General features: G+C 75.1%; 9 protein-coding genes. 5 read left to right on the forward strand and 4 right to left on the reverse strand.

All coding sequences use genetic code 11. The features are described from left to right. Nucleotides 1-43 precede the first annotated feature (43 nt). Both RIM90_RS02360 and RIM90_RS02365 read right to left on the reverse strand, forming a co-directional pair. Nucleotides 44-1,570: a M23 family metallopeptidase gene (locus tag RIM90_RS02360; protein WP_309058803.1), complete on the reverse strand. Its 1,527-nt coding sequence runs from the start codon at nt 1,568-1,570 to the stop codon at nt 44-46. Nucleotides 1,571-1,933: 363 nt separating this feature from the next. After that, complete coding sequence (locus tag RIM90_RS02365) at nt 1,934-2,800, reverse strand: alpha/beta fold hydrolase (protein WP_309058804.1); 867 nt, start codon at nt 2,798-2,800, stop codon at nt 1,934-1,936. 467 nt (nt 2,801-3,267) lie between these two features. On the opposite strand from RIM90_RS02365, the gene RIM90_RS02370 reads away from it, so the two are divergent. Further along, a complete protein-coding gene (locus RIM90_RS02370; RefSeq protein ID WP_309058805.1) occupies nt 3,268-3,684 on the forward strand; it encodes a cobalamin B12-binding domain-containing protein in 417 nt (138 codons plus the stop codon). Between the two features lie 395 nt (nt 3,685-4,079). Here RIM90_RS02370 and RIM90_RS02375 read toward each other — a convergent pair whose 3' ends face one another. After that, the gene (locus tag RIM90_RS02375; protein WP_309058806.1) at nt 4,080-5,708 is read right to left on the reverse strand and encodes a DUF5691 domain-containing protein; all 1,629 of its coding nucleotides are present in this window, start codon (nt 5,706-5,708) and stop codon (nt 4,080-4,082) included. Nucleotides 5,709-5,820: 112 nt separating this feature from the next. Then, nucleotides 5,821-7,185 carry an SWIM zinc finger family protein gene (locus RIM90_RS02380; RefSeq protein ID WP_309058807.1) on the reverse strand — a complete coding sequence of 455 codons (1,365 nt, stop codon included), beginning with the start codon at nt 7,183-7,185 and terminating at the stop codon, nt 5,821-5,823. A 132-nt stretch (nt 7,186-7,317) separates the two neighbouring features. On the opposite strand from RIM90_RS02380, the gene RIM90_RS02385 reads away from it, so the two are divergent. The 4 genes from RIM90_RS02385 to RIM90_RS02400 all read left to right on the forward strand — a co-directional run bounded on the left by RIM90_RS02385 (nt 7,318) and on the right by RIM90_RS02400 (nt 13,730). Next, nucleotides 7,318-8,493, forward strand: coding sequence for an AAA family ATPase (locus RIM90_RS02385; RefSeq protein WP_309058808.1), 1,176 nt, complete (start codon nt 7,318-7,320; stop codon nt 8,491-8,493). Between the two features lie 76 nt (nt 8,494-8,569). Then, nucleotides 8,570-11,008: a DUF5682 family protein gene (locus RIM90_RS02390; protein WP_309058815.1), complete on the forward strand. Its 2,439-nt coding sequence runs from the start codon at nt 8,570-8,572 to the stop codon at nt 11,006-11,008. Nucleotides 11,009-11,063: 55 nt separating this feature from the next. Next, nucleotides 11,064-12,227 (forward strand): VWA domain-containing protein, encoded by a 1,164-nt coding sequence (locus tag RIM90_RS02395; protein WP_309058809.1) that lies wholly within the window; start codon nt 11,064-11,066, stop codon nt 12,225-12,227. 315 nt (nt 12,228-12,542) lie between these two features. Then, nucleotides 12,543-13,730, forward strand: a complete 1,188-nt coding sequence (locus RIM90_RS02400; RefSeq protein WP_309058810.1) for a hypothetical protein — start codon at nt 12,543-12,545, stop codon at nt 13,728-13,730. The last annotated feature ends 136 nt before the right edge of the window (nt 13,731-13,866 follow it).

The following is a 13,866-nucleotide window of genomic DNA, read 5'->3' on the forward strand; positions in this document are numbered from 1 at the left end:
CCCGTCGGTGCGGCGGGGCTCCCCGGCCCCGGCCGGGCGGGTGCTACGACGGGTTGAGGCCGTGGCTGCGCAGCCACGCGAGCGGGTCGATCGTGGAGCCACCGCCGGGCCGCACCTCGAAGTGCAGGTGCGGTCCGGTCGACTTCCCCGAGTTGCCGGAGAACGCGATCGGGTCGCCGGCCTTCACGGTCGTACCCGGAGCGACCCGGTAGCTGGAGAGGTGGCAGTACCACGTCTCCGTGCCGTCCTTCGCGGTCACGATCATCATGTTGCCGTACGAGACGTTGAACTGGGTGCGCACCGTACCGTCGGTCGCGGCCATCACGGTCGAGCCGTACGGCACGGGGAAGTCGATGCCGGTGTGCACGGACATCCAGTTGGTGCCGGCCTGGCCGTAGTAGGCACTGAGGCCGTGCTGCGCGACCGGGAGCGCGAACTTCGGGCGCAGCCGCTCCTTGCGGGCCGCCTCCTCCGCCGCCCGCCTCCGCTCGGCCTCCTGCTGGGCCTTGAGGTCGATGCGCTCCTGGGTGCGGCTGGCCCGGTCGGCGAAGTCGTCCGCTCCGGCGGCGAGGCTTTCGAGCTGGGTGTCCAGCTTGATGTTGGCGACGGACGGTTCCACCGGCTGCGCGTCCGCCGCGGTCGTCGTCTCCCCGCCGTCGTCGGTCAGGTTGCCGACGGAGGCGGCGGCGATCCCGGCGACACCCATCACACAGGCGGAGGGCACGGCCACCGTCAGCAGCGCGGAGCGCTTGGGGGGCGTACGGCGGCGGGAACGGGACCCGCCGCGCGAGGCCGCGCGCGGCGACGGGACGGGAACGACCTCCTCCTGCTCTTCGAGCAGGTGCACCGCCGGCAGCTCACCCGTGCCGTCCGAGTCGCCGTGAGCGGGGTCGTCGTAGGAGGCCTGTTCCTCCGAGGCCGGGGACGACTGCGGGTCCTCGAACCGCTCGAACGTGGCGGTGGCCTGCTGGTCGAAGGATTCGCTCTGCGGCTCGTGGGCGTCGGGCGCCGGGGCGGCGGCGCCGCCGTCGGAATTCCACTGCGTGGCGTCGTAGGCACCGGTGTCGAAGGTCTGGGTGCCCCAGTCCCAGTGCTGGGTCTGGTCGGCGGGGTTCCCGGACTGGTCGGGCTGGAGCCAGGCACCCGCCTCCCACTGACCGCCGGCGTCGGGTGCGGTGCCCTGCGGCGGGATCAGCGGCAGGTGCTGCTGACCGGTGGTCCACGCCGTCGCGTCGTAGGCGCCGGTGTCGTAACCGGCGTGCTGCTGGGCCGCGTACGCGTCGTACTGCGCGGTGTCCTGGTCACCCGTGGGCCAGTGCACGGTGCCGTACGCACCCGTGTCGGGGCCGCCGCCCGGGAGGTCGCCGAAGAGGGGATCGGTGTCGAAGCCCGCGAGGGCGTGACTGCCGGTACCGAAGCCGGTGGGGGCGAAACCGGCGGCGTCGTGGCCGCCGTACGGGGTGAAGTCGCCGTACTGGGCTTCCTGGGTGCCGTACGGCGCGTAGGGCGCCGAGGCGGCGTCGGAAGCCGGAGCCGGGGCCATGGTCCCCGACGGGTGACGGTCGTTCACCAACTTCTCTTTCGCCTCGACAACAGGGGCTGCGAGAGCAGTGCGGCGACTGTACCCGGCGGTATGCGGGCACGACAATCTTCGGCAGGTTTCGCGCGCGCAGGAAACGGGCAATCGGTCGTCTTTTGGCGGACTGCGGGCGCGCCCTTGGCCCTGTGTTCGATGCCTGTTCGAGGTGGGGTGCGGGGCGACGGCCTAAGTGGGGCGTGCCGGGCGGTGGTTGTTCGGACGAGGGCGTTGTGCCGTCCCGGTCGTGGGCGTGTCGTCGGCCCCGGGCGTGTCGTGCGCCGTCCCACCGCCGGGCGGCCGTCCGGGTCCGCCGCGCCGGATCCGGGCCACCGCCGGGTCGCTGCCGGTCCGCCGTCAGGCGACCGTCAGACCCTCCGCGCGACCCGTGGACGGCTCTCCGGGATGCGCCGTGTCCAGGGCCTGCCGTATGCCGGTCGCCACGGCCGGGTGCACGGGCAGGGCGAGGTGGCCGACGCCGCTCACCCGTACGTTCTGCACCATCAGGTCCGGGTGCTCGATGCAGGCCGTCTCCAGCGGCTCCATGATGTGGTCGAGGTCGCTCCAGAAGGCGACGAAGTGCGTACGGCAGCCGGGCGCGGGCAGAGCGAGCTCCTCGAGCACCGGCGAACCGGGGCGCATCTGCCGGACGATGGGATGCGCGTTGGCCAGCGGTGCGACACGGGTGCCCGAGTGCGGGGTGCCGAGCGTGACGAGCGTCCGCACACGGGCGTCACCGCCCAGTCGCTGCACGTAGTACCGCGCGATCAGCCCTCCGAGGCTGTGCCCGACCACATCGACCCGACTGCTGCCCGTGCGCTCGCAGACCTGCTCTATGTGCCGGCCGAGCAGTTCGGCCGCGATGCGGATGTCACAGGTCAGCGGCGAGTAATTGAGGGATTCGATCTGCTGCCTGCCGTGCTGGACGAGGCTGCGGCGCAGCAGGAGGAAGACGGAGCGGTTGTCGATGAAGCCGTGCAGCAGCACGACCGGGGGCTTGGCCTCCCGCGGCAGCTGCGCGGCGCCGCCCGGTGCGGGCGGTGCGGGAGCCGGGCCCCGCCGCTCCTGGACGATGCCGGCGGGATAGAGCAGCAGGTGGCCGGCCAGGATCGCGAACTCCAGGGCGGTGGCCTTCAGCAGGGCCAGGGAGAGATCCGCCAGCCGGCTCGGCAGAAGACGCCGGCAGAGCGGCAGGAAGGGAAGAGCTGCCTGGGTGACCTTCATGGCCGACCTCCTGTCGGCACGCGGAGGGACGGCTCTGTCCCCCGTGTGCCCTCATGGGGAATCGCGACGAGAACGGTCGACGGTGCGCGTGCGACGCGTGGAGAGGTGCGGTGGTACGGCGGCCTCGTCGTGGATTCCTTGTGCGCAGGGTCCCACCGTTGCCCGTGTGCCGCACGGGCACGCGGTGCGGGGGCCGCGGGACCCCGGGACGCTGCGCGGCGAACGTGTCCCACTGTGTGATTTCCCCCTCGCTCCGCACCGCGAAACTGCCGGTTGCGGGATGCTGGAGATAACGTTCGTTCACTTCCCCGGTCGGTCCGGGCCGGGGTGTCCGTGCCGCGGTGGCACGCCCGGTGCAGTGGGCGACGGGATATGCGGTACACGCGACGTGCGCGACGTGCGCGGTATGACGAATGTGTGCGGTACTTGTCGGTACGGATGGATGTAGTCGCTTCATGGAGGCAGTGATGGGTGTGGCAGCCGGTCCGATCCGCGTGGTGGTGGCCAAGCCGGGGCTCGACGGCCACGATCGCGGGGCCAAGGTGATCGCGCGGGCGCTGCGCGACGCCGGTATGGAGGTCATCTACACCGGGCTTCACCAGACCCCCGAGCAGATCGTCGACACCGCGATCCAGGAGGACGCCGACGCGATCGGTCTGTCCATCCTCTCCGGTGCGCACAACACGCTCTTCGCGGCGGTGATCGACCTGCTCAAGGAGCGGGACGCGGCGGACATCCTGGTCTTCGGCGGCGGGATCATCCCCGAGGCGGACATCGCCCCGCTGAAGGAGAAGGGCGTCGCGGAGATCTTCACCCCGGGTGCGACCACGGCGTCCATCGTGGACTGGGTCCGCGCGAACGTGCGTCAGCCCGCGCAGGCGTAGGCGGCGGTCCCCGGTGACCGAGCCGGGGTGGGTCGCGGTGCCGCCGGGCGGGGGCGGACCGGGAGCGTGACGGGAGCGGGGTGCCCCGGGCCGGGGCGCCACCGGCTCCTCGCGCACGCTTTTGCGGCGTCCCGCCCCCGGGTGGGCCGTCCCGCCGCGGACCTCGGAACGGGCGTCGCCGACCGGAGCGGGGGAACCAGTCCGGTCGGTCGGCCCGAGGGGCCCGGACCGGCCGGCCGGAGCGGCGGAGCGGGTCCCGTCCGCCGGGGTGGCGGGGCGGAAGCGGCTCGCCGGGACCCCGGGCTTCGGGCTCGTGCTGCTCAGGGCCGCGGCCTCCAGGACCGCAGTGCTCGGGCCTGCGGCGTTCAGGGCCGCGGTGTTCAGGCCTGCGGCGTTCAGGCTCCTGCCGGGGACAGCTCCTCCAGCATGGCCGCGCGCAGGCGCAGCGTCGTGACCAGGCGCTGGAAGGCCTCCGACCAGTAGCCCCCGGCCCCCGGCGACGCGTTCTCCGGCTCGTCCGGTATCGCCAGGAGCGCATCGAGGCGACTCGCCTCGGAGGGGTCGAGGCAACGCTCGGCCAAGCCCATGACTCCGCTGAAACTCCATGGATAACTCCCTGCGTCCCGCGCGATGTTGAGCGCGTCGACCACGGCCCGTCCGAGCGGCGCGGCCCACGGCACCGCGCACACTCCGAGCAGCTGAAAGGCCTCGGACAGCCCGTGGGTCTCGATGAACCCGGCCACCCACTCGGCCCGTTCGGCGGCGCCCAGCGTGTCGAGCAGCTTGGCGCGTTCGGCCAGGGACACCGCTCCCGGGCCACCGGCCTCCGGTGCGGAGGGCTCACCGAGCAGCGCCCGCGACCACCGGGCGTTCCGCTGCCGCACCGCCGCCCGGCACCATGCCGCGTGCAGCTCGCCCTGCCAGTCGTCCGCCACCGGCAGGGCCACGATCTCCTGGGGAGTACGTCCGCCGAGCCGTCGCGGCCAGCTGTCGAGCGGCGCCGCCTCCACCAACTGGCCCAGCCACCAGGACCGTTCGCCCCGTCCTGCGGGGGCCTTGGCCACCACGCCGTCGCGTTCCATTCCCGCGTCGCACTCGTGCGGCGCCTCGACGACGATCGTCGGCACGTCCCGCGTGTGGTCGACGGCCACACACGCCCCGGCCCTGACCGCCATCCGTTCCGCAAGCGCCGAACCGGGCAGCGCCGACAGCAACTCCGCGGCCGTCGCCCGCACATTGCGGCTGCGGTCGGCCAGGGCCCGCTCCAGGAAGGGTTCGTCGTCCGGACCGAGACCGGTGCGCAGGGAGTCCAGGAACATGAGCCGGTCCTCCGCACGCTCCGTCGCCCAGGTCGTGGCGAGGAGGTCGCGTGCGGCGGCGGGCTCGCGGGAGCGCAGGGCGGTGAGGAGGGCGACCCGTTCGGCGAAGAGGCCCTCCTGCCAGAGCCGCTCGACTCCCTCCGGGTCGTCGGGACCCGGCACGGAGGTGCCTCCGCCCGGTGTCGAGCGCAGGGCGAACCGCCAGTCCGGGTTGAGCCGGGCCAGCCACAGGGCGCGCGGCCCCGCGAACCGCAGGGCCGCCGGACGCAGGTCCGTGCGTCCCCGCGCGGCGTCGAGCAGGGCGGGCAGCGCGGCGGGGGGCGCCGCGAAACCGCGGGCGTTCGCCGCCGCCAGCCATTGGGGGAGCAGCTCCATGAGATCCGGTGCCGTGCCCCGGCGGCCACCGCCGGAGGTGCCGGGGCGGTCGGAGAGCAGCAGCGTGAGCCGGCGGGCGGCGGCGGGCGGCAGCGGTGGACGCGGATCCTCGGGGGCCGGCCGCGGACGCTCCGCCGCCCGTGCCGGCCGCAGTCCGGCGCGCCGCCGTACGGTCGCCACGGCCACCGCGTCCAGCAGTGCCACCGGCGCCTCGGGGCCAGGGACGCAGCCCGCCGGTGTGCGCCGGTCCGTGCCCAGCAGGGCCGTGGTGACCAGGTCCTCCCAGGCGTCCGGGAGGGACGGGTCCACGGCGGCGGTGGTCCTGCTCATGAGCTTCCTTTCCGTCGGGCGTCCCGGAGCGGTCGAAGTCTCACGCGCACCGAGTGTCCAGTGAGGCCCGAAAAATTCATGAGGTCGGAGGGAACGGGAGGGAACACGCGGCTCAGCACAGCGGCACCGCCTCACCGGGCCCCTCCGGCCATGCCGCCAACGGGGTGAATCCCTGATGGCCGCACTCACCGAAGACCGTGACCGGGGCGCCGCCCGACAGGGCGACCAGGCGCCACAGGCCGGGGCGGGACCGCGCGGCCGGGGTGACCGGCAGGGCCGTGTCCCCGTCGGCGTCCGCCAGCTGCCAGCCGTCACCGTCCGGGACCGGTATCACCCGGTCCAGCGTCACCGGAACCGAGTCCAGCCAGGGGTCGTCACGCAGCGCCTCGCCGTAGCGGGCGACCGCCCGGGCCGGCGTCGTCCCCGGCGGCCGGGCCGCCGTCGGCACGGGGGGCGCGAACCGCTCGCCCAGGGCCGCCCGCACCTGCCCCGCGCCCGGATACGCGGACAGCTCCGCGTCCAGGACCAGCCCGACCGGCAGTGCGATCTCGGGGGCGCGGCCCGCGGCACCGTAGGAGAGGAGCAACGCGGTGCGGTGCGAGTCCGTGCCGTACAACCAGACACGGCGGGTCGTCAGCCGGGCGTCCGCCGTGTCGTACTGGGCGAGGACCAGCCAGCGGTCCCGCACCGGCGGGCCGTCCGCCGAGGCGGGCAGACCGACGCGGGAGCGGACCGTCGCGGCGAGGTCCTCCGGCAGCCGCTCGCGGCGCAGCCAGCCCTGGTCGAGGAGGTGGAGCAGCGCGCATTCCTCCAGCAGCCGCACCGGCCAGCCCGGCCCGGTGCCCGGGATCGCCCCCAGCTCCCGCACCCGGGCGGCCAGCCCCTGTGCCTGGGCGTCGACCATGCGGGCCGCCGTCTCCTCCCACAGGCCGTACCCGGACTGCTCCGCCGCCGCCAGGCCGCCGCGGAGCAGGTCCGCCAGGCGCTGCTCCAGCTCCGCCGCGCCCGCGGTGACCCGCTCGGCGCGGCGCTCCGCCCTGCGCCGTGCCGCCTCCGGACCGGCGGACCCGGACGGGGAGGCCGGGGAGGCCGGGGAGTCCGCGGCCCGTTTCCCTTCCGCGCGCCCGCGCCGGTCCGTGAGCCACTGCTCCGCCCACTCCGGAGCCTCCGCCCGCGGCACCGCCCCGTCCCCGCCCGCCCAGAGCAGCAGCAGACCGAGCGCGTGCTTGCACGGGAACTTACGACTCGGGCAACTGCACTTGTACGCGGGTCCGGAGGCGTCCGAGATGTCGACGACCGTCTGATACGGCCTGCTGCCGCTGCCCTTGCACAGCCCCCACACCGCCCCCTCGTCGGAACTGCCGGACCCGGACCACGGACCGGCCGTGCCGAGTTTGCTTCCCGCTTTGCGTGACGCGGTGTCAGGCGCCAGTGCCAGCACCTGGTCCGCGGTCCAGCGCACCCCCTGCTGAGTCATGTCGTCGAAGGTATGTCCCGGCACTGACAATCGGCCCGTCGATCGCATATCCGCAGGTCAGAGCGATTGTCAGTGGTGTGGTGCACGGTGGGTGGCAGATCCGAACCGGCCGAGCTGGAGGGGGACTCAGCCATGCCTGCGTCCGTTGAACCGACGACCGTCGACCCGATCCGGAACGGCTCCGCGCCCGCGAACACGGGCACGGACGCCACCCGTTCCGCCCCCGGGGCAAAGGCGCTGCGGCCGCACGCGGAGGACGCCTTCGCCGCCGAACTCGCCGCGCTGGCGGCGCAGGACGACCGCCCGCGCCCGGCCCGCTGGCGGCTCTCGCCGTGGGCCGTCGCGACCTACCTGCTCGGCGGCACGCTGCCGGACGGCACGGTGATCACGCCGAAGTACGTCGGGCCGCGCCGCATCGTCGAGGTCGCCGTGACCACCCTCGCCACCGACCGCGCCCTGCTGCTGCTCGGCGTGCCCGGCACCGCGAAGACGTGGGTGTCCGAGCACCTGGCCGCGGCGGTCAGCGGGGACTCGACCCTGCTGGTGCAGGGCACCGCCGGCACACCGGAAGAGGCCATCCGCTACGGCTGGAACTACGCCCGGCTGCTCGCCCACGGCCCCAGCCGCGACGCCCTGGTGCCCAGCCCGGTGATGCGGGCCATGGCGGAGGGGATGACGGCCCGCGTCGAGGAACTGACCCGCATCCCGGCCGACGTCCAGGACACGCTCATCACCATCCTGTCGGAGAAGACCCTGCCGATACCGGAACTGGGCCAGGAGGTGCAGGCGGTCCGCGGCTTCAATCTGATCGCCACGGCGAACGACCGCGACCGCGGGGTCAACGACCTGTCCAGCGCCCTGCGCCGCCGTTTCAACACCGTGGTGCTGCCGCTGCCGGAGACCCCCGAGGCGGAGGTCGACATCGTCTCGCGCCGGGTGGACCAGATCGGCCGCTCCCTCGACCTGCCGGCCGCGCCCGACGGCATCGACGAGATCCGCCGTGTCGTCACCGTCTTCCGCGAGCTGCGCGACGGGGTCACCACCGACGGCCGGACGAAGCTGAAGTCGCCCAGCGGCACGCTGTCGACCGCCGAGGCGATCTCCGTCGTCACCAACGGGCTGGCGCTCGCCGCCCACTTCGGCGACGGCGTGCTGCGGGCCGGGGACGTCGCCGCGGGCATCCTCGGCGCGGTCGTCCGCGACCCGGCGGCGGACCGCGTCGTCTGGCAGGAGTACCTGGAGACCGTCGTCCGCGAGCGCGACGGCTGGAAGGACTTCTACCGGGCCTGCCGGGAGGTCAGCGCGTGAGCGGCGGGGCGGGGGGCGCGTGCCGGGGACCGGCGCGGCCGCCGGGCGACGCTTCGAGGGGGACGGTGTGACGAACGTGGACGGGCCGGACAGGCCCGGTGGCGGACGGCCGGCGGGGCCGCTGCTGCTCGGGGTGCGGCATCACGGGCCGGGATCGGCACGGGCGGTGCGGGCGGCGCTGGAGGAGGCCCGGCCGGGGGTCGTGCTGATCGAGGGCCCGCCCGAGGCCGACCCGCTGATCCCGCTCGCCGCGGAGGAGGACATGCGGCCGCCGGTCGCCCTGCTCGCCCACGCCGTGGACGAGCCCGGCCGCTCGGCCTTCTGGCCGCTGGCCGAGTTCTCCCCCGAGTGGGTCGCGATCCGCTGGGCGCTGGAGCACGGGGTCCCGGCCCGCTTCATCGACCTGCCGGCCACCCACACGCTGGCGTGGGGGAGGGGCGAGGGGGACGGCCGGGTGGACGGACCCGGATCCGGCGCCGCTCCCGGTGCGGCGGACCGGCCCGGCTCCGGTGACGAGGCCGGCGCCCCGGAGGAGTCCGGCCCCGGGGACGCCGCCCCGGCTGCCGAGACGCGGGTCGATCCGTTGAGGGTGCTCGCCGGGACCGCCGGATACGACGATCCCGAGCGGTGGTGGGAGGACGTCGTCGAGCACCGGGGCGTGGGAGAGGGCGACGCGCTCGCGCCGTTCACCGCGCTGGAAGAGGCCATGACGGTGCTGCGGGAGACGTACGGCGGCGGGGGACACGACCGGGACTTGGTGCGCGAGGCGCACATGCGGCTCCGGATCCGGGCGGCGCAGCGGGAGTTCGAGGACGGCGTGGCCGTGGTGTGCGGGGCCTGGCACGTGCCCGCGTTGCGGCGGAAGGCCACCGTCGCCGCCGACCGGGCCCTGCTGAAGGGGCTGCCCAAGGTCAAGACGGACATGACCTGGGTGCCCTGGACCAACCGCAGGCTGTCCCGGGTGAGCGGGTACGGCGCGGGCATCGACTCCCCGGGCTGGTACGGGCACCTGTTCGGTGCCCCGGACCGGCCGGTCGAGCGGTGGATGACCAAGGTGGCGGGGCTGCTGCGGGACGAGGACCGGATCGTGTCGTCCGCGCACGTCATCGAGGCCGTACGGCTGGCGGGGGCGCTGGCCGCGGTGCGGGGCCGTCCGCTGCCCGGACTGGGCGAGACGACCGACGCGGTGCGGGCGGTGATGTGCGAGGGCTCCGACGTGCCGCTGGCGCTGGTGCACGACCGGCTGGTCGTCGGGGACGTGCTGGGGGAGGTGCCGGCGACGGCGCCCGCCGTGCCGTTGCAGCGGGACCTCGCGCGGATCCAGCGCCGGCTGCGGCTGAAACCGGAGGCCGCGGAGCGGGAGCTGGAGCTCGACCTGCGCAAGGAGACCGACGCCGGACGCAGCAGGCTGCTGCACCGGCTGCGGCTGCTCGGCATCGCCTGGGGCGAGCCGGCCGCCTCGCGCGGGAGCACGGGGACCTTCCGGGAGACCTGGCGGCTGCGCTGGGAGCCCGAGCTGTCCGTACGGGTCGCCGAGGCCGGCGTGTGGGGCACGACCGTGCTCGCCGCCGCGACCGCCAGGGCCGAGGCCGACGCGGCGGCGGCACAGGCCCTCGCCGACGTGACCGGGCTCGCCGAGCGCTGCCTGCTGGCCGAGCTGTCCGACGCACTGCCCACGGTGATGCGGACCCTCGCCGACCGCGCCGCCCTCGACACGGACGTCGGCCACCTCGCCCAGGCGCTGCCCGCCCTGGTCCGCTCGCTGCGCTACGGCGATGTGCGCGGCACGGACACCGCGGCGCTGGCCGAGGTCGCCGCCGGGCTCGCCGAGCGGGTCTTCGTCGGACTGCCCCCGGCCTGCGCCGGGCTGGACGCGGACGCCGCCGAGGAGATGCGGCGCCACCTCGACGCGGTGCACGGGGCGGTGGGCCTCCTCGGCGACGCCCCCGCCCCCGGCCACGGGAGTCTGCGCGCCCGCTGGCAGTCGGTGCTGCGGACGCTCACCGCGCGGGACACCGTGCCCGGGGTCATCCGGGGGCGGTCCGTACGGCTGCTGCTGGACGACGGGGAGCTGGCGCAGGACGAGGCGGCGCGGCTGATGGGCCTGGTGCTGTCGCCGGGTACGCCGCCGGCGGACGCGGCCGCGTGGATCGAGGGCTTCGTCGGCGGCGGCTCCGGGGGCGGGATGCTCCTGGTCCACGACGAGCGGCTGCTCGGGCTGGTCGACGCGTGGCTGACGGGGGTGCCGGCGGAGGCGTTCACGGACGTACTGCCGCTGCTGCGGCGGACGTTCTCGGCCTACGAGCCAGGGGTGCGGCGCACCCTCGGCGAACTGGTCCGGCGCGGCCCCGGGGCGCGGGGGAGCACGACGACCGCCGGTTCCGGCATACCCGGCTTCGCGCCCGACCTCGACACCGCGCGCGCGGACGCCGTGCTGCCGGTCGTGCGACTGCTGCTGGGACTGGGCGGGGACGACGGGGAGGCGCGGGCCGACCTGGCGCGGGCGGCGCGATGACGGGCCCACGACCGCGGCGACACCACGACACCGGCGACGACAGGGGGAGAAGCACATGACGACCACGACGACGGATCCGGCGCGGGAGCGGCTGCGGCGGTGGCGGCTCGTGCTCGGTGGGGACGCGGCCGACGGGACCGGGTGCGCGCTGTCCGGTCAGGACGCCGCGATGGACGGCGCCCTCTCCGCGCTCTACGGGAAGGGGGACAAACCGCAGACGGGGCGGGAGCGTTCGGCGGGACTCGGGGCGTCGGCGCCGTCGGTGGCGCGCTGGCTGGGGGACATACGGACCTACTTCCCCTCCTCCGTCGTCCAGGTCATGCAGCGCGACGCCATCGACCGGCTCGGGTTGTCCACCCTCCTGCTGGAACCGGAGATGCTCGAGGCGGTCGAGGCCGACGTCCACCTCGTCGGCACGCTGCTGTCGCTCAACAAGGCGATGCCGGAGACGACGAAGGAGACGGCACGGGCGGTCGTGCGCAAGGTCGTCGAGGACCTGGAGAAGCGGCTCGCCACCCGCACCCGGGCCACCCTCACCGGCGCCCTCGACCGCAGCGCCCGTGTCAGCCGGCCGCGCCACCACGACATCGACTGGAACCGCACCATCGCGGCCAACCTCAAGCACTACCTCCCGGAGTACCGGACGGTCGTGCCGGAGCGGCTCATCGGTTACGGACGTGCCGCGCAGTCGGTGAAGAAGGAGGTCGTCCTCTGCATCGACCAGTCCGGGTCGATGGCGGCGTCCGTCGTCCACGCGTCGGTGTTCGGGGCGGTGCTCGCGTCCATGCGGTCGATCAGCACACGGCTCGTCGTCTTCGACACGGCGGTCGTCGATCTCACCGACCGGCTCGACGACCCCGTCGACGTGCTCTTCGGCACCCGCCTCGGCGGCGGTACGGACATCAACCGGGCGCTGGCGTACTGCCAGTCGCAGATCACCCGGCCCGCGGAGACGGTGGTCGTGCTGATCAGCGACCTCTACGAAGGGGGGATACGCGACGAGATGCTCAAACGGGTCGCGGCGATGAAGGCGTCGGGGGTGCAGTTCGTGGCGCTGCTCGCGCTGTCCGACGAGGGGGCGCCCGCGTACGACCGGGAGCACGCGGCGGCGCTGGCCGGGCTGGGCGCGCCGGCGTTCGCCTGCACGCCCGACCTGTTCCCGGAGGTGATGGCGGCGGCGATCGAGAAACGGCCGTTGCCGGTACCGGACACGGCGTGAGCGGGTCCCTTCCGCGAGAGGGCCGTCGGGCGCGGCGTGCCGGCGGCCGCGGCGGAGCGGATCGGTGGATACGTGCCGTCGCCGTCCGCCCGGCGGCGTTGCCGGCACCGGCGTGGAAACGTCCGGGACGGCCGGGTGATCCGAAAACGGACATGATCGGCCATCGGTGACGGAGGACTTGCGCAACCTCCGGAGTCGCGTGCGAGGATCGGCGCCGTTCGATTTCGGCGTGTGAGGCGTCCTCCTCACTCGACGCCTCACGCGACGCGCGACGCGTCCTCGCCGGTCCCGCCGCCCCGGAGGAACCACCCCCTCTTGACCTGGTCAGCAGCGTTGTCCGGTGTCGCTCTGCGCGTGATGCGCACGGTGGCGGGGCGGCGTGCGCTCGAAGTGGCGTTGCTGGTGGGCGCGGTGTTCGTGCTCGGGATGCTGTGCGGGGAGCGGGCGCAGGCGGCGGACGGCGTGCCGGGGGAGACGTCCTCGGCCTCCCCTTCCGCCGGCACCGCCGGGACGGCCGGGTCCTCGACGCCCACTTCGGTGGACGGTGTCCGGGTGGTGCGGCTGAGCGGTGAGGCCGGACGGGCCGCCGACCAGGACCCGCCGGCCGGCTCCGGGAAGGGCGAGGGGGCGGAGCCGAGGGCCGACGCCCCCCGTCCGGGCCGCCCGGAGACCGCGAAGGCCCCGGCGGGCGGATCGAGGCCCCCGGCCACTGGACCGACGGCCGCCGACGCCGGGCCGTCGACCGCCGGAGCTGGATGGTCGGGCGCCGGAGCTGGGTCGTCGGTCGCCGATGCCGGGCCGTCGGGTGCCGACGTCGGCACCGTGCAGACACCGTGGGCGGTCGACCTGATCCGCCCGCCGGCCGAGAGCCTGGTCCGGTCCGTGGGCGAGCGGGTCGTGCGGCCGGCCGGGGAACTGGTGGGCGCGGTGACGGGCCGGCCGGCCGCGTCGCCGGGAAAGCCGCCCGTGCCGCCCTTGCTGCCCGGTCTGACGCAGCCCGCTCCACCGCCGGGCCTCCCGGGGCTGCCCGCCGTTCCCGGGCACACCCTTCCCACGCCGGCCGCCCCCGGCCCGGGGGCGGGGGCGACCGCTCCGCGGCCGGAAGCCCCGACCGCCTCGACGCCGCCGCCGGCCGACGCGCCCGCCCCGGACGGACGGGACGGACAGGAGGGACGGGACGGAGCCGCAGCGCCCGTCGCCTTCGGCCCGGAGACCACCGACGCCGACGCCGGCGGCGCGACGCGCGACGGCGACGGACACGGCGCCCCGCGGGGTGCCGCGCACACCGAGCCGGCCCCGGCACCCCACGCCCCCGCCGGACGGCCGGACGGGACGGTGGGCAACCGTTCGACCGCGGACAACGGCACGCCACGGCACGGTGACGCACACGCCGTGACCCCGTGTCCCCGCCCGCCGCTCCGGCTGGTACCCGGCGCCATCGAGCGCGCCGAGGCGACCGGGACGCGGGACCGGTACCGGGACGTTCCCGTCTCACCCGCTTAGGGGCGGCCGCTCCCCTCGCCGTGCGTGGGTACGCGCGAGGGCGCAGCAGGCCCGCCCGTCCGGACACCCTCCTGCGTCCCGGCGGAAGCCGCCGGAGCGTTCCGCGCACCCCGCGGACCTCGGCCCGGCGGCCGGA

Source organism: Streptomyces sp. (assembly GCF_031181555.1).
Taxonomy (GTDB): Bacteria; Actinomycetota; Actinomycetes; order Streptomycetales; family Streptomycetaceae; genus Streptomyces; species Streptomyces fimbriatus.

Coding starts and splice junctions, on each gene's coding strand:
- RIM90_RS02385 (WP_309058808.1), top strand. CDS start 7,318: ATGCCTGCGTCCGTTGAACCGACGACCGTCGACCCGATCCGGAACGGC.
- RIM90_RS02395 (WP_309058809.1), top strand. CDS start 11,064: ATGACGACCACGACGACGGATCCGGCGCGGGAGCGGCTGCGGCGGTGG.
- RIM90_RS02365 (WP_309058804.1), bottom strand. CDS start 2,800: ATGAAGGTCACCCAGGCAGCTCTTCCCTTCCTGCCGCTCTGCCGGCGT.
- RIM90_RS02370 (WP_309058805.1), top strand. CDS start 3,268: ATGGGTGTGGCAGCCGGTCCGATCCGCGTGGTGGTGGCCAAGCCGGGG.
- RIM90_RS02375 (WP_309058806.1), bottom strand. CDS start 5,708: ATGAGCAGGACCACCGCCGCCGTGGACCCGTCCCTCCCGGACGCCTGG.
- RIM90_RS02380 (WP_309058807.1), bottom strand. CDS start 7,185: ATGACTCAGCAGGGGGTGCGCTGGACCGCGGACCAGGTGCTGGCACTG.